This is a genomic window from Tanticharoenia sakaeratensis NBRC 103193 (assembly GCF_000963885.1).
GTDB lineage: Bacteria > Pseudomonadota > Alphaproteobacteria > Acetobacterales > Acetobacteraceae > Tanticharoenia > Tanticharoenia sakaeratensis.
The window spans coordinates 119943-141309 of sequence record NZ_BALE01000012.1 but is presented as its reverse complement, the minus strand read 5'-3'; the positions used below and the strand labels follow the sequence as shown (position 1 = coordinate 141309).

General features: G+C 64.5%; 17 protein-coding genes. 9 read left to right on the top strand and 8 right to left on the bottom strand.

Annotated elements, in window-relative coordinates; genetic code table 11:
• Nucleotides 1-64 precede the first annotated feature (64 nt).
• The 5 genes from B8446_RS06330 to gshB all read left to right on the top strand — a co-directional run bounded on the left by B8446_RS06330 (nucleotide 65) and on the right by gshB (nucleotide 6580).
• Nucleotides 65-1003 carry an aldose 1-epimerase gene (locus tag B8446_RS06330; protein WP_048848345.1) on the top strand — a complete coding sequence of 313 codons (939 nt, stop codon included), beginning with the start codon at nucleotides 65-67 and terminating at the stop codon, nucleotides 1001-1003.
• Nucleotides 996-1496 carry a transcription elongation factor GreB gene (gene greB / locus B8446_RS06325; RefSeq protein WP_048848343.1) on the top strand — a complete coding sequence of 167 codons (501 nt, stop codon included), beginning with the start codon at nucleotides 996-998 and terminating at the stop codon, nucleotides 1494-1496. The genes B8446_RS06330 and greB overlap by 8 nt, the downstream gene beginning before the upstream one ends.
• Nucleotides 1497-1580: 84 nt before the next feature.
• Nucleotides 1581-2726 carry a YncE family protein gene (locus tag B8446_RS06320; protein WP_048848341.1) on the top strand — a complete coding sequence of 382 codons (1146 nt, stop codon included), beginning with the start codon at nucleotides 1581-1583 and terminating at the stop codon, nucleotides 2724-2726.
• A 139-nt stretch (nucleotides 2727-2865) separates the two neighbouring features.
• Nucleotides 2866-5466, top strand: a complete 2601-nt coding sequence (locus tag B8446_RS06315; RefSeq protein ID WP_048848435.1) for a TonB-dependent receptor plug domain-containing protein — start codon at nucleotides 2866-2868, stop codon at nucleotides 5464-5466.
• A 118-nt stretch (nucleotides 5467-5584) separates the two neighbouring features.
• Nucleotides 5585-6580 carry a glutathione synthase gene (gene gshB, locus B8446_RS06310; protein ID WP_048848338.1) on the top strand — a complete coding sequence of 332 codons (996 nt, stop codon included), beginning with the start codon at nucleotides 5585-5587 and terminating at the stop codon, nucleotides 6578-6580.
• A 9-nt stretch (nucleotides 6581-6589) separates the two neighbouring features.
• On the opposite strand, the gene B8446_RS16000 is transcribed toward gshB, so the two are convergent.
• A complete protein-coding gene (locus B8446_RS16000; RefSeq protein ID WP_148505875.1) occupies nucleotides 6590-6910 on the bottom strand; it encodes a hypothetical protein in 321 nt (106 codons plus the stop codon).
• 95 nt (nucleotides 6911-7005) lie between these two features.
• On the opposite strand from B8446_RS16000, the gene B8446_RS06305 reads away from it, so the two are divergent.
• The 3 genes from B8446_RS06305 (at nucleotide 7006) to B8446_RS06295 (ending at nucleotide 9945) form a co-directional block, all read left to right on the top strand.
• Entirely contained in the window at nucleotides 7006-7728 is a 723-nt protein-coding gene (locus B8446_RS06305) for a class I SAM-dependent methyltransferase (RefSeq protein ID WP_048848336.1), read from the top strand.
• A 175-nt stretch (nucleotides 7729-7903) separates the two neighbouring features.
• Nucleotides 7904-9022, top strand: a complete 1119-nt coding sequence (locus B8446_RS06300; RefSeq protein WP_148505874.1) for a hypothetical protein — start codon at nucleotides 7904-7906, stop codon at nucleotides 9020-9022.
• Complete coding sequence (locus B8446_RS06295; RefSeq protein ID WP_048848332.1) at nucleotides 9019-9945, top strand: heme o synthase; 927 nt, start codon at nucleotides 9019-9021, stop codon at nucleotides 9943-9945. The genes B8446_RS06300 and B8446_RS06295 overlap by 4 nt, the downstream gene beginning before the upstream one ends.
• 317 nt (nucleotides 9946-10262) lie before the next feature.
• On the opposite strand, the gene B8446_RS06290 is transcribed toward B8446_RS06295, so the two are convergent.
• The 6 genes from B8446_RS06290 to B8446_RS16235 form a co-directional block, all read right to left on the bottom strand.
• Nucleotides 10263-11132 carry a Tim44 domain-containing protein gene (locus B8446_RS06290; RefSeq protein WP_084712124.1) on the bottom strand — a complete coding sequence of 290 codons (870 nt, stop codon included), beginning with the start codon at nucleotides 11130-11132 and terminating at the stop codon, nucleotides 10263-10265.
• Nucleotides 11129-12463: a TldD/PmbA family protein gene (locus B8446_RS06285; RefSeq protein WP_373277134.1), complete on the bottom strand. Its 1335-nt coding sequence runs from the start codon at nucleotides 12461-12463 to the stop codon at nucleotides 11129-11131. The genes B8446_RS06290 and B8446_RS06285 overlap by 4 nt, the downstream gene beginning before the upstream one ends.
• Nucleotides 12460-13725 (bottom strand): M16 family metallopeptidase, encoded by a 1266-nt coding sequence (locus tag B8446_RS06280; protein WP_048848330.1) that lies wholly within the window; start codon nucleotides 13723-13725, stop codon nucleotides 12460-12462. The genes B8446_RS06285 and B8446_RS06280 overlap by 4 nt, the downstream gene beginning before the upstream one ends.
• 82 nt (nucleotides 13726-13807) lie before the next feature.
• Nucleotides 13808-15205 carry a threonine synthase gene (thrC, locus tag B8446_RS06275; RefSeq protein ID WP_048848430.1) on the bottom strand — a complete coding sequence of 466 codons (1398 nt, stop codon included), beginning with the start codon at nucleotides 15203-15205 and terminating at the stop codon, nucleotides 13808-13810.
• Nucleotides 15206-15247: 42 nt separating this feature from the next.
• Complete coding sequence (locus B8446_RS06270) at nucleotides 15248-16315, bottom strand: L-dopachrome tautomerase-related protein (protein ID WP_048848327.1); 1068 nt, start codon at nucleotides 16313-16315, stop codon at nucleotides 15248-15250.
• Between the two features lie 10 nt (nucleotides 16316-16325).
• The gene (locus B8446_RS16235) at nucleotides 16326-16523 is read right to left on the bottom strand and encodes a hypothetical protein (RefSeq protein ID WP_158507531.1); all 198 of its coding nucleotides are present in this window, start codon (nucleotides 16521-16523) and stop codon (nucleotides 16326-16328) included.
• Nucleotides 16524-16723: 200 nt separating this feature from the next.
• On the opposite strand from B8446_RS16235, the gene B8446_RS06260 reads away from it, so the two are divergent.
• Nucleotides 16724-18475, top strand: coding sequence for a tetratricopeptide repeat protein (locus B8446_RS06260; RefSeq protein WP_048848326.1), 1752 nt, complete (start codon nucleotides 16724-16726; stop codon nucleotides 18473-18475).
• Here the strand turns inward: B8446_RS06260 and B8446_RS06255 are convergent.
• Nucleotides 18472-21330: a [protein-PII] uridylyltransferase gene (locus B8446_RS06255; protein ID WP_048848426.1), complete on the bottom strand. Its 2859-nt coding sequence runs from the start codon at nucleotides 21328-21330 to the stop codon at nucleotides 18472-18474. The genes B8446_RS06260 and B8446_RS06255 overlap by 4 nt on opposite strands.
• Nucleotides 21331-21367: the final 37 nt, after the last annotated feature.

Sequence of the window (21367 nt, the reverse complement as noted above, 5' to 3'; positions counted from 1 at the left end):
TCCGTGTGGGGCGTATGACGCGGGGTCAGACGGCCGCGTTTCAGATGGCCGGGAGAATTGAGCGATGAGCGAGTCCACCACCCAAACCGGGCCGCAGGTCCTGACCCTGACACGCGGGGCGCACCGGCTGGACCTGCTTCCAACACTCGGCGGCGCCATTGCCGGCTGGACAAGCGGCGATCGCGCCCTGCTGCAGCCGGTGGCCGACCCGAACCTGATCGCCCAGGAGCACCATCCAGTCGCGGCATACCCGCTCGTCCCGTATTCGAACCGGATTGCGGACGCGCATTTCACGTTCGAGGGCGAAACCTTTGCGCTGTCTCCGAACATTCTGGGCGAATCGAACAGTATCCATGGCAATGCCTGGGAGCGGGAATGGACGGTCGCGCATCAGTCCGAAGACCGGGCGGTCCTCATCCTGGACCATCGACCGGAAAATACGCTCGACGGCACGGACCCCGCCATGCAGTGGCCGTTCACCTATCGCGCGGCCCTCAGCTACGCCCTGGTGGAAAATGGCCTGGATGTGGAGCTCGTCGTTGAAAATCGCGACACCCGTCCTCAGCCGGTCGGGTTCGGGTTTCACCCGTTCTTCCCCCGCAGCGAGGACATGCGCGTGAGCTTCGATGCGCGCGGCGTCTGGCTGTCCGACGCGTCCAACCTTCCACAGAAGCATGCGACGGCAGCAGGAGAGTGGGGATTTTCCGGCCCGACGGACGTCTCGGCCCGCGCGATCGACAACTGTTTCTCCGGCTGGTCGGGCCATGCCAGGGTCGACTGGAACGACTCGGGTCTGAGCATGACAATCGAGGCCGACCCGGTCTTCCACCATCTCGTGGTCTTCACCGCACCGGGCAAACCCTTCGTTGCCATGGAGCCGGTCAGCAACATGAACGACGCCATTCATCATCCCGAGATTCCCGACCGGGGACTGCATGTCCTGAAGCCGGCCGGTCTTCTCCAGGGCAAAATCCGCTTTCGCCTCGTGGACGCCGATGGCTGAACCGACGCCGCTTGCGCGCTATCTCACGCCCGCCGGCGCCGATACGATGCGGTCCGAGCTGCGCATGTTGCTGCAGGACGAGCGACCCAGGATCGTGGAGATCGTATCTTGGGCAGCGGGCAATGGCGATCGGTCGGAAAACGGCGACTACCAGTATGGCAAGCGTCGCCTGCGGGAGATCGATCGAAGGGTGCGGTTTCTCAGCAAGCGCCTCGAGCATGCCGTCATTGTCGATCCGGCCGCCCAGACCCAGCGCGATCGCGTGTTTTTCGGCGCGACCGTGACCTATCTGGACGACCACGATTCGGAGCGTCGCGTCACCATCGTCGGCGCTGACGAGGCGACGACGGGTAGGGGGGAAGTCAGCCTCATGGCGCCTGTCGCACGCGCCCTGATGCGGGCACGCGTCGGGGATGAAGTCACGCTCGCCACGCCGTCGGGCCCGGTCTCGATCGAGATCGTCGGCATCACGTATCCCGAGGCGCGGCCATAGGATCACGGAAACGTCATTTGCCGAGAAGGGCCGTCCGAAGGCCATTCCGGCCGTGTCAGTCATAGTTTGATACGGGACGATTCCATGCGCTTGAGGTTTGCGGCGGCACTCTTTCTTTCCATGGGCGCTGGCGCGTCCGGTTACGCTCAGACGGTCATTTCAGCCAACGACGCGCATTCGATCCTGGTCGGCGGCAAGCAGGTGCTGCCGACGCCTCTGGTGCCCGACAGCGTCTCGACGCTGGCGCAGGGATCGGACGGGCTCTGGCACGTCAGGGACTCGATTGCCGCTCATGCCAGCGTCATCGGACCGCCGACCGCGATCGGCATGACGTCGGACGGCAAGACGGTCTTCGTGGCATCGGCGTCCACGGCCGACCCGGTCAACAACACGATCGCGCCGGATGACCGCATCAGTGTCATCGATGTCTCCGGCGGCAAACCGGTTCTCGTGCAGACCATTGCTGCCGTGCCCGGCGCGACCACCCTGCGGCTGACGCCGGATGGACACCATCTGCTGGTCGCCGGGGGCAAATCCGGTGCGCTGGCATGGTTCCGGTTCGATGGCCGCACATTGTCGCAGCGAAAGATCATCCAGCTCCCGGGCAAGCCGGGTTTCCCCGGTGGCCTTGCGATCCTGCCGGACGGCAAGACGGCCATGGTCAGCCTGTGGCAGGCCAATGTCCTCTATCGTCTGATGATTTCCGGCGACACGATTCGCGTCGACCCGAAGCCGCTGCCGCTCGGACCGGGACCGTGGACCATCCGGCTGACTCCTGATGCGCGTTATGCGGCCATCAACATCCTCGGCCATGGGGAAGGACTGCCGGGCGAGATCGCGATGCTCGACCTGAGCACCTATCCCTGGCGTGTCGTCCAGCGCGTTCCGGTGCCCAATGCACCTGAAGGCATGGATATTGCACCTGACGGATCGGCGCTGGCGGTCGTCTCGCAGAACGGCTCGGCCATGCCGCCTGCTTCGCCACGGTACAATGCGCGCGGTATCGTCACTGTCTTTACGTTGCATGACGGCCATCTGACGCAGGCCGCCCAAGCGCCTGGGCCGCTATGGCCCCAGGGACTGATCTTTGCTCCCGACGGTCGCTCGATCCTGGCTCAAGGCGTGATGGACCATGCCCTGCGGACATTGTCGTGGGACGGAAAAACGTTGTCGGTAAAGGGAGATGCCGCACTTCCCGGCGGCGGCGCCGATCTGGAGCGCCAGCGCTGATCGCGCCAGAACGATACGGCAGCAAAACTGTGACGTATTTGCAATAGCCGTATCATTCTATGTCCCGGGCGCACGAAAACATCTCGCACCCGGAAACATTTTGACGGATCGTGATGACCTCGAAACGAGGAATTCACGAATGAACCGTAAACAGTGTCTGTTGGCCGCTACTATTCTCGGCTTGTCGTTCTGGAACGTGGCGCATGCGAACGCCGCACCCACGACAACGGACACGACACCAGCAGGCAAGGGACGCGCGACGGGCACCGCGCCCGTCCGGCGCGCTGTGACACCGAAGGTGACACCAGCCGCTCCGGCACGTTCCCATCGTGCTGCGCCGGTTCAGACGGAAGCGCTGATCGTCACGGGAACGCATGCAGCCAATCGTTCGGCGCGGCAGAGCATCTCGCCGGTATCCGTCGTCACGGCGGCGACACTGCAGCGCTCGGGCCTGATGAACATCGCCGATGCGCTGACGCGCACATATGCGGAGATCAATGTCAGTGCGATGGGGCTCGATACGGGGTCGTTGACGTCGTCGATCCGCATGCGCGGTCTCAACCCGAACGAAGTGCTGGTGCTTGTGGACGGCGAGCGGCGGCATACCACGGCCAACATCTACGCCGATCCGGGACCGGAATTCGGTTCGACCCCCGTCGACCTGAACATGCTGCCGGCCAATGCCATCGATCATATCGAAGTGCTGGAAGACGGCGCCGCCGCCATGTACGGCTCGGACGCCATCGCAGGTGTTGTGAACATCATCACGAAGCACACCGACCATGGCCTGAACATGTCGGCCCAGACCGGGGCCGACGCCTATGCGGGCCAGGGCTGGGGGTATCAGGTCGGTGTCGACGGCGGGACGAAGATCCTCGGTAACGGCTATCTGCACGTCAGCGGTCAGGTCTATCACGCGGACCATTTCATCGCGAACGGGACGGAAGACCATCGTCTGGTCGGCTATACGCCGCCGGGAGCTGACGCCGATCTCTATACCGCGAAGGCCGGCGGTTATCAGCCCTCCGCAGGCAGCGTCGACAAGTTCATGAGCACGCCCGAGGAAACGCGCGAAAACCTTCTGATCAACTTCGGCAAGCCGATCACGCAGACGATCGACTTCTACGGACAGATCACCTACGCGCACCGGCATTCCGAGGGCTACGAATACTATCGCACGCCCGATGTCGCGGCGTTGCCGGATGGTTCCTATCTCTACCCGCAGGGTTTCACCCCGATCGAAACGAACGACGAGAACGACTATGCGGGCGAACTCGGCCTGCGCGGCCGGGATCTGTTCGGCTTCGACTGGCACCTGAGCACGGTCTACGGCGCCGACGAAGACAGCATCGGCAACAAGAATACGGCCAACCCGACATTGCTCGCGGCAGGCACGTTCTACGGCACCAAGGCCATGGCCGAGCAGTATCGCATGGCCCAATGGACCAACAGCCTCGACTTCCGCCGCAACTTCCTGATCGCCAACACGGTGCCCGTCGTCTGGGCGTTCGGCGGCCAGCATCGTCTCGAGACATACAACATCCGGGCCGGCAACGCGCCGTCCTATGAAGATGGCGGAACGCAGGGTTATGCCGGCCTGACGCCGCAGGATGCGGGTGCCTGGAGCCGTGACGTCTGGGCGGCCTGGATGGACGGGGATTTCCACTTTACCAGGAAATGGGAGGTCGATTTCGCCGGCCGCTTCGAGCACTACACCGACGTCGGCAATACCGAGAACGGCAAGGTCTCGACCCGATACGACTTCAACAAGCGTATCGCGATCCGCGGGACGATCAGCAACGGCTTCCGTGCGCCCACACTGGCGGAAGAGCACTTCTCGGCGCTGAACGTGTCGCCCAACGGTGCGGGCGGCCTGCTGCCCACGACGTCGAGTGCGGCAGCGTCGCTCGGCGCGGTCCCGCTCAAGCCGGAACGCTCGACCAGCGAAAGCGGCGGTGTCGTGCTCATGCCGATCGACGGCTGGCATGTGGAAGCCGACGTCTATCAGATCAACGTCCGGGATCGAATCGTCGAGGGCGGCACGACGAACGGCGCTGGCGCCGTCGATGCAATCGAAAAGCTCGGAATTGTTCTCCCAAGCAACCTGACCGGTGCGGATATTAACAACGTCGACGCCTATTACATGGCGAACGGTGCCAGCACCCGCACACAGGGCGTCGATCTCAAGACCGATTACCTGCTGCGACTGCACCAGTACGGCAATGTCATGCTGACCGCGTCGCTCGACCTGAACCGGACGCGGCTGCACCATAACGGCACCGGTGCGAACGGTATGCAGTTCCTGACGGCACAGAACATTGCGGCACTCACGACTGCCTATCCCCGCAGCAAGCTGATCCTGAACGCGCTCTGGACAGTCGGGCGCTGGGACGTGAACGTCCGGCAGACCCGCTACGGCGAGACCACCGATCTCCTGACCTATGAGGACTGGGAGCCCTCGAGCGCGCAGTGCCCGAATGGCGGCGGGTCCAAGCAGTATTCCAACACCTGCTTCTATCAGTTCAAGAACACGCCCCGCTGGCTTACGGATATCGAGGTCGGCTACCGGATCAGCGATGCATGGCATGTCGCCGTCGGCGCGGATGACATCTTCAACGTCCGTCCCCGGCGTGTGCCGCAATACGTGAACGATCTCGGCGCCACCCCCTACGATACCGACTCGGCCCAGATTCCGATCTATGGCGGCTACTATTATGGGCGCGTGAACGCGACGTTCTGACGCAGGGTCATCGCGGGCACATTGCGATCGGGAACGCTTGGTCTACAAACATGGACCAACCCGATCGCATCCAGCCCGCTCCTCTCCGGCGCGGGTGCCACTGACCGCAGGAACCCGCATGTCCCGACCGCTGAAGATCGCCGTGCAGATGGACCCGCTGGAGCACGTCAACATCGACGGTGACAGCACGTTCGCACTGATGCTCGAGGCGCAAAGGCGCGGCTACGAGCTGTTCGTCTATGACGTGACCAGCATGCGCCTGAGCGAAGGCGTGAATGCGCCGGAGGACACACGGGCGAGGGGACGCCTGCAGGCGACGGCCCGTCCCGTCCGCGTCCAGCGCGTCCGCGACAATCACGCGGATTTCGGGGATGCCGCTACACTGGACCTGGCGGATACCGACGTGATCCTCATGCGCCAAGATCCGCCGTTCGACATGGGATACATCACGGCGACGCACATGCTCGAACACGTGCACGGCACGGGGCCCGGCCGGAGCCTCGTGGTCAATGACCCGCGCAGCGTCCGTGACGCACCTGAAAAGCTCCTGGTGACCCATTATCCGGATCTGATGCCGCCCACGCTGGTGACATGGGACCGCGCGGCCATCCTCGACTTCCGTGCCCGTCACAAGGACATCATCGTCAAGCCGCTGTTCGGCAATGGCGGAGCCGGGATCTTCCGGATTCGCGAAGACGACGAAAACCTGGCGTCGCTGCTGGAAATGCATTTTGCCCGCTCGCGGGAGCCGCTGATGATCCAGCGCTACGAGCCGAAGGTCCGCCAAGGCGACAAACGAATCATTCTCGTCGACGGCGATCCGATCGGCGCCATCAACCGTATCCCCGCCACCGGAGAATCGCGGTCGAACATGCATGTCGGCGGCCGTGCGGTGTCCTGCGCCCTGACCGATCGCGACCGCGAAATCTGCGCCGCGATCGGGCCGCATCTGCGAGAAAACGGCCTGATCTTCACCGGCATCGATGTCATCGGAGACTGGTTGACCGAAATCAACGTCACGTCGCCGACCGGGCTGCAGGAGTTAGACCGGTTCGACGGCATCAACAGCGCGGGGCTGGTCTGGGACGCGATCGAAGCACGTCTCGCTCCCTGATCCGGACGTTCAGGATTCGACGTTGCGCTGGAAGATGGGCTGCTTGAGTTCTTCTTCCTCTTCCGGCGTCAGTTCGCGGACTTTCGGGCGTCCGAAACGGTTGACCATCCATCCCATGAGCTCTTCGCGGAAGTGGAAGACGAAGATTCCGATCCAGGCGAGCGCGGAGACGATCGCAAGAATCATGTGAAGATGGCTCATGTCGCCGCACCTGCCTGAACTGTTGGCGATAGAGACGCGATCGCAGCGGATGAAGCGAACGTGCCGGACCCGGACAAGACGTAAACGGGTTGGCGCAAACTCGCCAGCAGTGATAAGCGTGGCGCGCAATTTGACCTCCCGGTCTGGCCGTGCTCGCCTTCCTGTCGAGACGGCTGTCTCGACAGGGATTTGGAACAGGCCCGCGTTGGGCAATAAGGAGCTCGATGAGCGACGTGCTTCAGGACGATCCGGGTCCGATCCACCGCGGCCGGACCGGATCGCAACCCCGCTCGGCGCTCGACGCGGACGCCGTGCGCGCCGCCTATCGACGCTGGGCGTCGATCTACGATGTCGTCTTCGGAGGCATCTCGGCGTTCGGCCGCAAACGTGCGGTCACAGCAGCCAATGCGCTCCCCGGGGAGCGCGTCCTGGAAGTCGGTGTCGGCACGGGACTGGCCCTGCCGCATTATGCGCCGTCGAAGCGGATCACGGGGATCGACCTCTCCGAAGACATGCTCGCGCGCGCGCGCCAGCGGGTCGTGCAGCGGCAGCTCGGCAATATCGATGACCTCGCGGTCATGGATGCCGAAGCCACGACCTTCGAGACGGCAAGCTTCGACATCGCGGTCGCCATGTTCGTGGCATCCGTCGTCCCGAACCCGCGCCGCCTGCTTGCCGAGCTGAAGCGCGTGGTCAAACCGGGCGGCCACATCCTGTTCGTCAATCACTTTCTCGCGACCTCGGGGCCGCGGCTGGCCGTCGAGCGCGGCATGGCGCGCGCATCCCGCTCGCTCGGCTGGCATCCGGACTTCGCCGTCGATGCGTTGCTGCCGCCGGAGGATCTCGTGCGCGCAACCCTGCTTCCCGTTCCGCCTGCAGGCCTGTTCACACTCGTGACATTGCCCCATGGCGGGAGTATGCAGTCTGAAACATATCGGGACGCCTGACCCGCCACGCCATTGGCGTTGGCCATGAATGCCCAGGCGCCCGCCGTTCGCCCCCGGTTTCACCGGGTGCGGTGACGATAGAGGGATAGCCTTGGCAGACTCTTCAATCGCTTGCGGACCGGCGTCTCAGCCGAATGCCGGTTTCGAAACCCGGGTGATCGGGCCTGCCTATTTCATGTTGGCCATCGTCGCCGGTCTTGCTGGCGCCGGGATCGGCGGGCAGGGAACGGAACTCGGGTCGTCCGCCATCGCCCGGCATGGCGTCATGATGACCTTTTTCGTCATCATTCCGAGCCTGCTCGGCGGTCTGGGAAACGGCCTGCTGCCATCGCGGCTTCGAACCGACGGCATGGCGCTGCGCGGTCTGAATGTCGCGGGTCTTCTTCTCTTTGCCCTGGGTCTCCTGGCCATCCTCGGCGCGGGCTTTGCCGGCGCGCAGGCCAGTGCGCTGGTTGCAGCGGGGTTGGGCGTAGGGTGCGTAGCGATGATTTCGCTCGCAATCGTGCTGATCGCCTCCATTCTGGATGGCCGGCGCAGCGGTGTCGCGATGGACACGCTGACATGGTCCCAGCTGTTCGGTGCGTCGGCGCTGATCGCCGTCGTTCCTCTTGTCGGCGCCGCCCTGACACGCGCGGCTTTCGGAACATCCGGGCCGCTCGCCAGCGTTCTTTCCGCGATGCCGCTGCCTGCAGCAACGATCGCGCTTGCGCCGGCCTGTGGCATCGTGGCCGATGTCCTTGAGGTTGATCTCACCGGCAAGCGCCTGCGCATATGCCTCGTTTCGGCGCTTGGTATCATGTCGATCGGGGCGGCTGTCGTCTGGGATCGCCTCATGGTCGTTCACATGGACTGGCCCGCCTCGCTGACCGTCGCGCTTCAGGCGATCCCCGCAGTCGTGGCGGTGGGCGCGGCGTTGGTGGGAAGCTGGCGACATCTCAAGCACGCATCGCTGCCGCTCGCATGGATCTGTGGCGTTGTCGTCCTCCTCTCGGCCGGCTGGCTGGTCGGCAATGCCGACGCCCGGCATTCCGCCATGGCGTTCGGCCTGATCTTCGCGGCATTTGCGGGGCTTTATCGCTGGCTTGGCCTGAGTGGCCGCGACGTCGGACCCATGGCCTGGCCGCATTGCGTTTTGACCGCAGTCGGCACGGTGGCGACGCTCATGCCGACGATCCTGCCCGAGCCGATCGGCGGCGCGGCGATGTCCGCTGCCCTGGTCTGCCTCGTGCCCATGGTGCTGCGTGCATTCACAGGGCCGGCGCCCGAGCTGGCACATGTGGGAGCTGCATCATGAGCGAGGCCGTCGCCACCGGTTTCCCGTCCGCGGACGGCGGTACGCTGAAAGAGTGGCTCCAGCTTCTGAAGCCGCGCGTGATCTCTCTGGTCGTCTTCACCGGCGCTGCAGGGCTGGCGGTCGCACCGGTCTGGCCGAACTACGTGATCGGCGCGATCTCGATCCTGTGCATCTGCATCGGGGCAGGTGCGGCCGGTGCCATCAACATGTGGTACGATCGCGATATCGATGCGATCATGACGCGCACGTCCAAGCGCCCGATCCCGCATGGCAGCATCGATCCCGAGCGTGCGCTGACCTATGGGGTGGTGCTTTCCGTCCTGTCCGTTCTGGTCCTGTGGCTGGCCACGAACACTCTGGCGGCCGGGATCCTGGCTTTTTCCATCTTCTTTTACGCCGTCATCTACACGATGTGGCTCAAGCGCAGCACGCCGCAGAACATCGTGATCGGGGGCGCTGCCGGCGCCTTTCCGCCAATGATCGGGTGGGCCGCAGCAACCGGGTCGCTGTCGACCCTGCCGATCGTCATGTTTGCGATCGTGTTCCTGTGGACGCCGCCGCATTTCTGGTCGCTGTCGCTCTATGCCTGCAAGGACTATACGCGGGCAGGGATTCCCATGCTCCCCGTCGTCCGCGGGGCGCGCCACACGCGCTGGCAGATCGTGATCTATACCGTGATCCTGATGGCCGTGAGCCTCGTCCCCGGGTTCATGCATCTGTGCGGGCCGTTCTATACGGTCAGCGCGGCGGCGCTTGGGCTCGGTTTCATGGGCTTTGCCCTGCGCGTTTTGTTCGATCGGCAGGACAAGGCGGGCGTAAGCCTCACGAAGGACCGTCCTGCACGCATGGCGTTCCGCTATTCGCTCGCTTATCTCTTCTTCCTGTTTGCGGCCCTGTTGGTCGATCGGGTGCTGCTCGGATGAATACACGTCAGGGACGTCTCGCCGGCATCATCGGCGGCATTCTCTTGCTCGTCATCGTGGTCTACGCGATCGGGATCATCCGCCTATAGCCGCGCAGAAGCGGCGATATTTTACGCGGGCCTGAAGGCGCGCGTTGACGCATTTTCGAGATCATACAGCATCGCTGTGAGCTTGTGAGCTTGTGAGCTTGTGAGCTTGTGAGCTTGTGAGCTTGTGAGCTGTCTAGGCTGAGGCCAATCGTTTGCGCTGCACCGCGTATCCGAGGCGGTCGCACGTATGTCGCGCAAGCGACCTCGGATACGCGAGATATATTCCTGTTATCGAACCTGCTGGATCGCCGACAGGACCCAGTTCCCGGTGCCTTCAATGCGAAGGAACGTCCATAGCTCGGTTACGAGGGTACGCTCGGTGGATGAGCCGTCAATGACCCGGCCGGTCATGTCCGTGGTCACGTCAATCATCGAAAAGCGCATGGCAACCGTTGCATATTCCCGGTTTCCTTCGCGCCACGCCTCGGACAGATCGCCCTGCTGGAACTGGACATCCGATACGATGTTGCGCGCGCCGCGACTCGCGAGCTCTGAAAGTTGGTCGTTGAACTGCGCCGTCATTTCCGGTGTCGCCATCGTGGACAGCGCCCGCAGGTTGCGAGCACTCCATGCGGCCTGGATGTCGATCAAAAGCCGCTGAAACGCCCGGTAATCATTGGCCGTGATCGTCAGTGCGCCACCACCCATCGTAGGTGACAAACCCGCTGTGGATGAACGCCTGCGCCGCAGGAACCACGATATGACAAACCCGATCAGGACGACCTGCAGCAGGAAGCCCAGGATTCCGAGGCCGCTGTGCATGCCGCCGAGGAACCCGTGACCACTCAGCAATCCGAACAGCCCCGCACCAAGCAGACCGCCTGCAAATCCCGTCAGAAACGGGTGGCGCGTTCCGTATCCATAACGGGGCGCACCGTAACCACCGGGCTGGCCCATGTAGGGGCCACGAGGCGTCAGGCTCTGCTCCATCGGCTGGGCCCCGTAGGGGCTCGTGCGTGTCGGCGGCGGTGCAGAATACGTCCGTGAGCCACGGCTGCCGAAGGAGTGGCCGCCGCCCGGCCGTGCATCGGCGGCGGGCAGGGAGACGGACAGTGTCAGCAGCGTCAGACACGCCGCCGCGAAGAAGCGATGTTTCATTGCCCAGCAACGCTCAGACCATCGATACGGATGCTGGGTGCATCCATGCCTCGACGGAATTCCAGATCCGAGCCGATGGTTATCCGGCGGAACATATCGATCAGATTGCCTGCAACCGTCAGTTCAGCCACAGGCTCGGCCAGAGCACCCTGCCGGATCATGAAGCCGCTCGCACCGCGGCTGTAATCGCCGGTGTTAGAATTGACCGACGATCCCATCATTTCCGTTAGAAGTACGCCTTCTCCGATATCGCCAATCAACGTCGCAAAGTCGACGTCGCCAGGCTCAAGGTAGACGTTGGTCGGGGCCGGGGACGGCGCGGAGGAGGCGCCGCGCGCCGCGCGTGCATTGCTCGTCATGCCAAGCTGCCGCGCGCTCCGGCTGTCCAGCAGCCATTGGGTCAGCACGCCGTCATCAATCAGGGCCAACGGCGCAGTCCGCAGGCCTTCACCATCGAAGGGACGTGAGCGTAGCCCACGGACCCGAAGCGGATCGTCCATCACGCGCGCACCGGTCGCCATAATCTGCTCGCCGAGACGGTTCTTCAGGAAGGAGCCTCCGCGTGCAACGGACGCGCCGTTGATGGCGCCGAGGAGGTGACCGAGAAGGCTGCTCGAAACGCGCGGATCGTAGACCACCGGCATCTGCTTTGTTGGCGGCTTGCGTGGATCGAGCCGTGCCAGCGCACGCTCGGCCGCGTTGTGACCGATCGTCTCCGCATCCATCAGATCCGACAGATGAACGCTGGAGTGATAGTCATAGTCGCGCTGCATCCGCGCTGCATCACCTGCCAGCACACTGACCGAGACGGAGTGGTTCGTGCGCACATAGTCGCCGAAGAACCCTGCGGACGTACCGAGTGCGACACTCGTGCGCCCATATCCCGCGCTGGCTCCGGCACTGTTGGAAATGCCGGCATGAGAAAGGGCGGCAGCCTCTGCGCATCCTGCCCGATCAAGCAACGCCGCCGTATCCGGTACGCCAATGCGATCTTCGAGGTCCAGCCCCGCAGCGTCGAATCGTCCGATGGACGCGTGCTCCGCGAGCCCACCGAAGCGGTCCTCCGGCACGACGCGCGCCATGGCCACGGCGCGCTCCGCAAGCGCATCGTGACCTGCCGTGTCCAGATCGGTGGTCGAGACGATCGCACTGCGCTGCCCCACGAAGACACGAAGGCCGAGCGTCGTCGTCTCGGCCTGCTCGATCGCATCGGTCTGGCCCCGGCGGATCATGGCGCCGATCGATACGTCCCGCACGACGAGCGCGTCGGCCTGATCCGCTCCGGCACGGCGGGCGGCGGCCAGGATGGCTTCGACGGTGGACAGGCTCACGCCGCAAGCCTCCGCGCGATTGTCCCGATGTCCGGCATATGTCCGATCGGGCCGAGAGAAGCGACCGTTGGAGGGGCGGTAAACACAGCATTTGCAACGCGCAGGATGTCGCGTTCCGTGACGGCGTCGATCTTCGCGACGGTCTCGTGCGTCGGGATCATGCGGCCGAACAACTGCCATTGACGCGCAATCTGCTCGCAGCGGCTGCCGGTGCTCTCCAGCGACATCAGGAGCGAGGATTTGAGCTGGGCGCGGGCACGTGCCAGCTCCTCGTCGTCCAGACCGTCCTGCAGGCGGCGAAGCTCGTCGAGCACCACGGGCACGAGTTCAGCAACCTGTTCGCCGCCAGTGCCGGCGTAGATCCCGAACAGGCCGGCATCCACGAACGGCGCCGAGAAGGCATAGATCGAATAGACCAGACCACGCCGCTCGCGGATTTCCTGGAACAGGCGCGACGACATGCCGCCGCCCAGCAGCGTCGAGAGCAGCATGCTGGCGTGGTAATCCGCATGGCCGTACTGGATGCCCGGGAAGCCCATGACGAGATGGGCCTGATCCAGTTCCTTGGACTGGCGGAACTCGCCGCCGCCATAGGTGGGCGTGTTGCGGATATCGGCGGCATGGGTCGACAGATCGGCGAAATGCGTTTCGACGAGGCCGACCAGACGGTCGTGGTCGAGGTTGCCTGCCGCGGCGATCGTCATGTTGCCGATGCTGTAATGCCTGCGCATGTAGCCCATCAGCGTCTCGCGGCTCATGGTCGAGATCTGGGCTTCGCGGCCGAGCGTCGGGCGACCCATCGCCTGATCCGGATACGCCGTCTCCTGGAAATGATCGAAGATGATGTCGTCGGGCGTATCGCGGGACTGGCCGATTTCCTGAAGGATCACGCCGCGCTCGCGCTCGATTTCCTCCGGCAGGAACGTGCTGTGGCACAGGATGTCGCCGATGATGTCGACCCCGAGCGAAAGGTCGTCCTTCAGGAGCTTGACGTAATAGGCCGTCTGCTCGCGCGCGGTGTAGGCGTTGATGTGGCCGCCGACATTCTCGATTTCCTCGGCGATCCGGGCAGCCGAGCGACGCTCGGTGCCCTTGAAGGCCATGTGCTCGAGAAAGTGCGAAACACCGTTTTCATCCGACGCCTCGTCACGTGTCCCGACGCCGACATAGGCGCCGAAGGACACGGTTTCCACGCGCTCCATGCGTTCGCTCACGACGGTCAGGCCCGAAGGCAGGCGGGTGACGTTGATCGGGTCGGTCATGCGCGACAATCTGTCCTTGGTCGAAGAAATTCAGATCAACAGATAGGGGCGCGAGCCGCCCGGGACCAGAGGTGGCCCGTGGTCAATGTGTCCGTGCCACGTGAGCGCGCACCGCGTCCTGAATGACGCCAAGCGTATTGGGGCGTCGGTCGAAGCGCTCGGGGCGATCGAACAGATCGGCGAGGTGGGGCGGAAGGGCAGGGTGGATGCCCGTCGCTTCCACCACGGCATCGGGAAATTTGGCAGGGTGGGCCGTGGCCGCCACCACCATCGGCACGCCGGGTTCGCGCGCGGCGCGGCCGGCGGCGATCCCGATCGCCGTATGCGGATCGGCCTGATAGAGGCTGCGCGTGTAGATGCTGCGCATTTCCGACAGGGTCTCGACGTCATCCAGACGCAACCCGGATATCTGCGCATGGGCATGTTCCCAGACGCCCTGCGGCACGGACATGCGGCCGGTCTTGCGGAATTCCTGCATGATGGCCGAACAGGCCTGCGCGTCCCGGTCCAGCAATTCGAACAGAAGCCGCTCGAAATTGGATGACACCTGAATGTCCATCGACGGAGACAGGCTGGGCTGCACCTGCCGCACGCTCATGTCATTGCTGGTCAGGAACCGCGTCAGGATGTCGTTGCGGTTGGACCCGATGCAGAGTTTTGCGATCGGCAGCCCCATCTTCCGCGCGGCCCAGGCGGCAAGCACGTTGCCGAAATTGCCGGTCGGTACGGCAAAAGAGACCGGCCGGTCGGGGGCCCCCAGGGCGAGGGCCGCGCGGACATAATATGGGATCTGGGCCGCAATCCGGGCCCAGTTGATGGAATTGACGGCCGACAACCCGACTTCCTCGCGAAACGGCGCATCGGCAAACATTGCCTTCACCAGATCCTGGCAATCGTCGAATGTGCCATCGATGGCGATATTGCAGATGTTCGGGGCCTGCACGGTCGTCATCTGGCGGCGCTGAACGGCGGATGTGCGGCCGTCCGGGTGCAGAATCACGACGTTGATGCGCTTGCGGCCTGCCAGCGCTTCGATGGCGGCCGAGCCGGTGTCGCCCGATGTCGCACCCACGATCGTGACGGGGCGGTCCTGATCGGCTAGCACATGGTCGAACAGTCGCCCCAGCAACTGCATCGCCATGTCCTTGAAGGCGAGCGTCGGGCCATGGAAAAGCTCCATGGCGAACAGGCCGTCCTCGATCTCGCGCAAGGGCGCGATGGCGGGATGATCGAAATGGACATACGCATCGCGGCACAGTAACCGCAGCGTCGCTAGGTCGATCGCGCCCTCCGCGAACGGCGCGATGACCTCGGCCGCCAGATCCGGATAGGATTCCGCGCGCAGGGATCGCCAGCGATCGGCGGAAAAGACCGGCCAGCTTTCAGGCATGTAGAGACCGCCGTCAGGCGCGAGCCCGGCCAGCAGGATTTCGGAGAAGTTTCGGGGTGTCGCATCCCCGCGCGTCGAGATGTAGCGCATGTGCGAGCCCATAGCAGATTTTTCGGCGTTGGGGATGAGGCCTCAGGGCAAAGGCGGGGGTATCAGCCGGATGATGCTCCCCGAGCCTTTCCATCGCGGCATGTCATTCTGCCGCGTCGCATCCGCGTCCAGCGATCCCGTCGCCACATAGATCGCATGATCCGGCCCGATTGCGATCGAAAGGGGGGTATCGAGGCGTGGATCGGTCGTGAGGCGCTGCGGGAGACGACCGGGCGTGAAACGAAGGACAGCATGCTCCGCGATGTCTGCCATGTAGAGGCTTCCGTCAGGTGCCATCACCATGCCCGTGACGCTCGGGGTGCCGCGCCATTGCACGACGCCTTCGAGCTGCTCGATCGGGCTGTAGTCCGGATCGGTCAGCAGGGCCGTCTCGACGCGAAACAGGGGGCCGGACACAGGCTGATAAAAGAGCCACGCGCCGTCCGGACTGACCGCAAGCAGCGTGTCCTCCCGTCCGATCGGCAGTCCGCGCGGGTCGCGCAGGATCATGCCGTCCACCGATACGGGCCGCTGCGGCACCAGAGACTGGTTCGCGTCCAGAACCCGCTTTACGGCGCCGGTTTTCAGGTCGAGTATGATGATGCCGGGTTCTCCGGCATCCGCAATGTACGCGCGCGCCTTGTCGACGGTGATCGCCGTCAGACGGCTTCCTGAACGGACCGCAGAGTCGAGCTGATAGCGGGCCGTGATCGTTGCGGCATTGTCACCGGTCTGGAGACGCAGCACACTTGCCTTGCCCGCCGCTGCATCGACAGCCCAGAGAGTATCCCCGGATCCGCCTGCGAGAGCAGAGATCCGCTGGACAGGGCTGCCGCCGGCTTCCGCAACGATCGGATAGCGGGTTGTCTGTCCGGACGACACGAGAACCAGCGTGTCGGTTCCCGGTATGGCGCCGGAGCGCGCCAGCATTCGCCCTTTGGCATCGAAGACCAGATCGGCAAGCGGTGCATCTCCGCTCTGTGCGACAACTGCGATTGAAGGCGCCGGCTTGACGTCCGTCCACGGCAGTTCCGCCCGGGCGGCATCCGACAGACCAATAAAGACGCAGGACGCCGCAAGTATCGCGCGGCAGCGAGGAAGCCAGATCATGTCATCTGTGTCAGGCCCTTTCGAGCGAAACGCAAGGCCGTGCGGCGCTGACCTCGGTTGCAGCCGGCTCCGGAGACCGCACCGCGCGATTCTTCTCGACGAAGGAGAAACGCGAGGCTGGTCTGGGATTGGCAAGCCAGGGCGCCGTTTCCACCTCGATGGGAAAGGCAACGGCTGCATGCAGCAGGATCGCGTTGTCGACCGTCATGCATTCCGGGCTCCAGCGATCGTCCGGCATTTTCGCGACGAAGCGCCCGGCATTCGTGCGTTCCACATCCACACGGATTGTACGATGGGTGTTGCCATGCCTGACTGTGGCATAGATGGTTCCTGGCACTTGGCCGGTTCTCTGTTCGACGTGCATCGGTAGATTGCCCCTTGCGTCATTTGGGGGGCACCATTCCAAAGATGTCTGAAGACTTCGTTAACGGGGACGACACTGATCAGGTCAGCATTGGATGGGCACGACTTGCCCGGGGCGATCTGCAAGGCGCGGAATCGGCGTTCCGCCTGGTGGATGCGACATCAGCCGGCCGCCCGGATGCCTTGACCGGGCTGGCGCAGATTTCTCTGGCACGCGGGGACTGGGCTCGCGCGGCAGGCCTTGCCGGAATGGCGGCACGCGCATCGCGTTCCGAGTCCCAGCACGCCGGATCGCATGCCGCACTTGGCCGCGCCCTGCTTCGACTGGGGCATTCCGAAGCCGCGCGTGCCGCATTACATGTCGCGCTTCTGCACGATCCGCTTCACATCCAGGCCAATGCGGATCTCGCCGATGCATTGATTGCGCTAGGCCGTCTCGATGAAGCGCTGAACCTGGTCGATGCCATAGTCGTCCTGGCACAAACCGATGTGGGGCTGCGGCTGAAGCGGGCGCAGATCCTCGGTTTTATGGGACGACATGACGAGGCCGCCCGAGAGTTCCGGGTCATTGCGGATCTGCGGCCGGACGATCCTGCGGCCGCCGCCAATCTCGGGGCCGGATTGTTTGTGTCGGGCGATCTTGATGCAGCGGCCGAGGCGCTTGATCAGGCAGTCCGGATCGGATCCGCGACACCGGAAACGCTCAACAATATCGGTCTGGTCGCCATGGCGCGCGGCGACCTCGGACGGGCGGGCCACGCCTTGCATGACGCGCACCAGGCCACGCCCGCCGATCCGCGAATCGCCAACAATTACGCAACCGTGCTGCAGGAGCTGGGCTCACATGCGGAAGCCGAACGGCTGTATCGCGGCATTGCCGGGACCAAGGATGGTCTCGAGGCGTCCCGTGCCGGGTTCAACCTCGGCACGCTGATGCTGGGCAGCGGACGATGGTCCGAAGGTTGGCGTTTCTTCGAGCAACGTCTGGCGCTCGCCATACCCGCCGGGTCCGGGCTGCCCGACTGGCGCGGTGACAGCGGCACAGGCTGTGTCCTGATCGAGGCGGAGCAGGGACTTGGCGACGTGATCCAGTTCGCACGCTTTCTGTCGGCGGCGGCAGCCCGCGTGCCTGTTGTCGTCCGTCTGCCGGAGACGGCTGCGGGTCTGCTCGACATGATACCGGCGCTCCGGGCCTTTCCGCCGGGGCACATTCGAACTGCGGATGCGGAATGCGTTGCCCGTTGCTCGTTGCTCAGCCTGCCTGCAATTCTTGAAGCCGGCGCGCCATCGAATGCGCCCTATCTGGCCACCGGTCCGGTGGGCACGCGGTCGCCGGGAACGGAACCGGTCGTTGGTATCGTCTGGCGCGGCAGTCCGCGGTATCGCTTTGATCGGCGACGGTCGCTGCAACTGGCGCAACTTGCGCCTCTGCTGGCTACCCGGGGTGTAACCTGGTGGAACCTGCAGCGCGACGTCGACGTGCCGGGCCTGCGGTCGGTTGATCTGACGACGTTGAAGGCAACGGCGGATGCCATCATGGCGTGCGATCTTGTGATCGCCGTCGATACGGCGGTCGCGCACCTCGCTGGCGCGCTCGGCCGGCCTGTCTGGCTGCTCAATCGGTTCGGGGGTGACTGGCGCTGGTACGATGCGCCCCATTCAGATGGCTTGGCCCCAGGCGGCTGGTATCGGGATCTCGTGCAGTTTCAGCCCGAGCAGCCGTCGCCACCGCCGGGCTGTTGGGAGGATGTCATCCTGCATGTCGGCCGGGCGTTGCGTGCGCGATTCGGCCTCTAGGTCAGCAGGGCAGGGTCCGCATTCGCGTCCTCGGCGCGCTCCAGTGCGGCGACGAGGGCGGCCCGGACCTCGTTCACGCGGCGCTCACCCGTCAGCTTCATGCCCAGAAGATCGCGAACATAGAATACATCGACCGCGCGCATGCCGTAGGTCGTGATGTGGGCCGATGCGATCTGCAGCGATTGCTCGCTGATGACGCGCGTCACGTCATGCAGAAGTCCGGGCCGATCGCGGCCGTTGATCTCGAGCACCGTGTGCCGGTCCGATGCACGATTGTCGATCAGGACGCGCGGCGGCACGTGAATGGCTCGTGCACGCCTGCGAATTGCGGGAATCGCGATCCGGGCAATCTCCCGGTCGAGATTGAGACGTCCCGAGAGGGCCTGCTCCACCAGTGAGTTCAGGCGTACGAGCTGATGTGGCGCCTCGAACGCGTGTCCCGCGTGGTCCTGGATCCAGAACGTATCGAGCGCCATCCCGTCGCTGAGCGTATGGATCCGGGCATCGACAATGGATGCGCCCGCGACGGCAAGCGCGCCTGCGATCTGGCTGAAGAGGCCGGGATGGTCAGCGGTCAGGATCGTGACTTCCGTCACGTCCCGTGCCGGGATCGGCAGTGCCTCCACGGTCAGCGGCGCCATGTCCCGATCTGACTGGGCGATCATGCGCGCATGGCGCGCATGGGTATCGGTGTCGAACGACAGCCAATATCCGGCATACCCAAGCGAAAGATAGCGCTCGATCTCGGACTCTTCGAGGGCACCCTGGCCGGGTCCGGCATTGATCGTCAGGGCATCGCGGGCCAGTTCCTTGGCCTGCGCGACGCGCCCGTCGCGTTCCTGTGCCGCCATGCCGCCCTCAAGCACTTCCGCCACGCGCGTATAGAGCTCGCGCAGGAGGGTTGCCTTCCATGCGTTCCAGACCTTTGGGCTGACGGCGCGCATGTCGGCGATGGTCAGCAAAAGCAGCAGGCGCAGGCGCTCGGGCGACTGAATCGTGTCGGCGAGATCGAGGATCGTGCGGGGATCGTCGATATCGCGCCGGAACGCCGTCTGGCTCAGGAGGAGGTGGTGCAGGACGAGCCACGAGACCGTATCGGTTTCCTCGCTGTCGAGCCCGAGTCCCGGGCAAACTTCGGTCGCAACCTCCGATCCAAGTTCCGAGTGGTCGCCGCCGCGTCCCTTGGCGATGTCATGCAGCAGTACGGCAACATAGAGCGCACGCCTCGAATCGATCTCGCGGGCGATGTCGTAGGCCAGCGTGATCTCGTCGGCCATCGTGCCGGACTCGATGCAGAACAGGATCCGCACGGCCTCGATTGTATGCTCGTCGACGGTGTAGATATGGTAGGTGTCGAACTGCATCTGTCCGACGATCTTCGACCAGTCGGGCAGCATCCGGCCGAGGATGCCGGTATCGTTCAGCACATGCAGCCACGGCGCACCGCCGCAACGCGTCGTGGTCGTCGGACGGGCGCACAGGAGATCCAGGAAAAGCGCACGGGCGCGCGGATCATCGGGCAGGCTTCCGGCAGCGCGCTCGTTGCGGATGAGTGCCTGCGTCGCCAGTGGATGCAGCGGCAGCACGTGACGGCGCGCGATATCCAGCAGGGAGAGCATCCGAAGCGGCTCGGCGGCGAAGCCGGGTTCGGGGAGAGGCGCCAGCTTTCCGTCGAGCAACTGCAGTCCGGCGCGCGTGATCTCGTCGCTGATCGCCTTGGACGGACGTGGTCCCGATACGCCATGCGGCTGGGACGCCAAGATCGCGGGTTCCAGAATCAGGCCGAGACGGGTGACCTCGCGCACAGTCAGGAAATAGTGGCGCATGAAGCGCTCGACGCCCGCCTGACGGCCGTGCCACGCATAACCCATGCGGGCGCCGATGACCGGCTGGACGTCGAAATTCAGTCGCTCGTCAGCACGGCCTGCGATGTAGTGCAGGTGAAAACGGACGGTCCAGAGGAACGTCCAGGCGCGTCGGGCGCGCTGGATTTCGTGGTCGGTGAGAAGCCCGGCGCGGGCGAAGGCGTCGCTGCCATCGCGCGACGCCGCGAAGAGGTCGATTCCGGGCTGCACGCCGATCAGAACGCGGCCGATCCAGTTCAGCGTCTGAAGGTCGCGCAGGGCGCCTCGACCTTCCTTGACGTTCGGCTCGACCAGAAACGGGCTGTCGCCGAAGCGCTGATGCCGGGCGCGATGTTCGGCGATCTTGTCGGCAACGAAGATGGAGGCGGCGGACCCGCTGCAGGCCGCGGCGAAGCGTGCGCTGAAGCTCGCGAAAAGCTCGGGCTCACCCCAGAGGCGCCGCGCGTCGAGGAGGGCCGTCCGGATGGTCGCGTCTTCGCCCGCCAGTGTCAGGCATTGCGAAATCGAACGCGTGGCATGACCCACGCGCAGGCCCAGGTCCCACAGGAAATAGAGCACGTATTCCACGCGGGCGAGCACGCGCGGGGAGGGCTGTTCGCCGCTGAGAAACAGCAGGTCGATATCGCTGAACGGCGCCAGAAGCCCTGCGCCGTAACCGCCCGTCGCGGCGATGCACAGTGCGTCGGCGGCATCGGCCGGCCCTGAATCGGCATTGGTTGCCGTGGCATCGCGCGCCAGGCTTCCCAGAGTCGCGATCACGCCGTCGATCAGCGCGGCCAGCAGACGACCGGCCTCGACGCCCTTGATCTCACGCGCTTCGAATGCACGTCGCACGAGCCCCTGCTGGCGACCGATGTGACGCCGGACCGCGCCGACTGCGTCTTCCCGCTGGAACGTTCGACCGGCCTGGCCCGCATCCGCGCGGGCATCGTCCAGAGCGGCGGCCAGCGCATCGTTCATCGCGGCGGGGTCTGGAATGGGGTGTTGCATCAAATCCTGGTTCGGTCGCAAGAGCGGCATGGAAAGC

Excerpts from the sequence above, each read along its gene's own strand:
- B8446_RS06260 (WP_048848326.1), top strand. The coding sequence starts at position 16,724 with ATGTCTGAAGACTTCGTTAACGGGGACGACACTGATCAGGTCAGCATT.
- B8446_RS06255 (WP_048848426.1), bottom strand. The coding sequence starts at position 21,330 with ATGCAACACCCCATTCCAGACCCCGCCGCGATGAACGATGCGCTGGCC.
- B8446_RS06300 (WP_148505874.1), top strand. The coding sequence starts at position 7,904 with ATGTTGGCCATCGTCGCCGGTCTTGCTGGCGCCGGGATCGGCGGGCAG.
- B8446_RS06295 (WP_048848332.1), top strand. The coding sequence starts at position 9,019 with ATGAGCGAGGCCGTCGCCACCGGTTTCCCGTCCGCGGACGGCGGTACG.
- B8446_RS06320 (WP_048848341.1), top strand. The coding sequence starts at position 1,581 with ATGCGCTTGAGGTTTGCGGCGGCACTCTTTCTTTCCATGGGCGCTGGC.
- B8446_RS06280 (WP_048848330.1), bottom strand. The coding sequence starts at position 13,725 with ATGACCGACCCGATCAACGTCACCCGCCTGCCTTCGGGCCTGACCGTC.
- B8446_RS16235 (WP_158507531.1), bottom strand. The coding sequence starts at position 16,523 with ATGACGGTCGACAACGCGATCCTGCTGCATGCAGCCGTTGCCTTTCCC.
- B8446_RS06330 (WP_048848345.1), top strand. The coding sequence starts at position 65 with ATGAGCGAGTCCACCACCCAAACCGGGCCGCAGGTCCTGACCCTGACA.
- B8446_RS06305 (WP_048848336.1), top strand. The coding sequence starts at position 7,006 with ATGAGCGACGTGCTTCAGGACGATCCGGGTCCGATCCACCGCGGCCGG.
- thrC (WP_048848430.1), bottom strand. The coding sequence starts at position 15,205 with ATGCGCTACATCTCGACGCGCGGGGATGCGACACCCCGAAACTTCTCC.
- greB (WP_048848343.1), top strand. The coding sequence starts at position 996 with ATGGCTGAACCGACGCCGCTTGCGCGCTATCTCACGCCCGCCGGCGCC.
- B8446_RS06270 (WP_048848327.1), bottom strand. The coding sequence starts at position 16,315 with ATGATCTGGCTTCCTCGCTGCCGCGCGATACTTGCGGCGTCCTGCGTC.
- B8446_RS06315 (WP_048848435.1), top strand. The coding sequence starts at position 2,866 with ATGAACCGTAAACAGTGTCTGTTGGCCGCTACTATTCTCGGCTTGTCG.
- B8446_RS06290 (WP_084712124.1), bottom strand. The coding sequence starts at position 11,132 with ATGAAACATCGCTTCTTCGCGGCGGCGTGTCTGACGCTGCTGACACTG.
- gshB (WP_048848338.1), top strand. The coding sequence starts at position 5,585 with ATGTCCCGACCGCTGAAGATCGCCGTGCAGATGGACCCGCTGGAGCAC.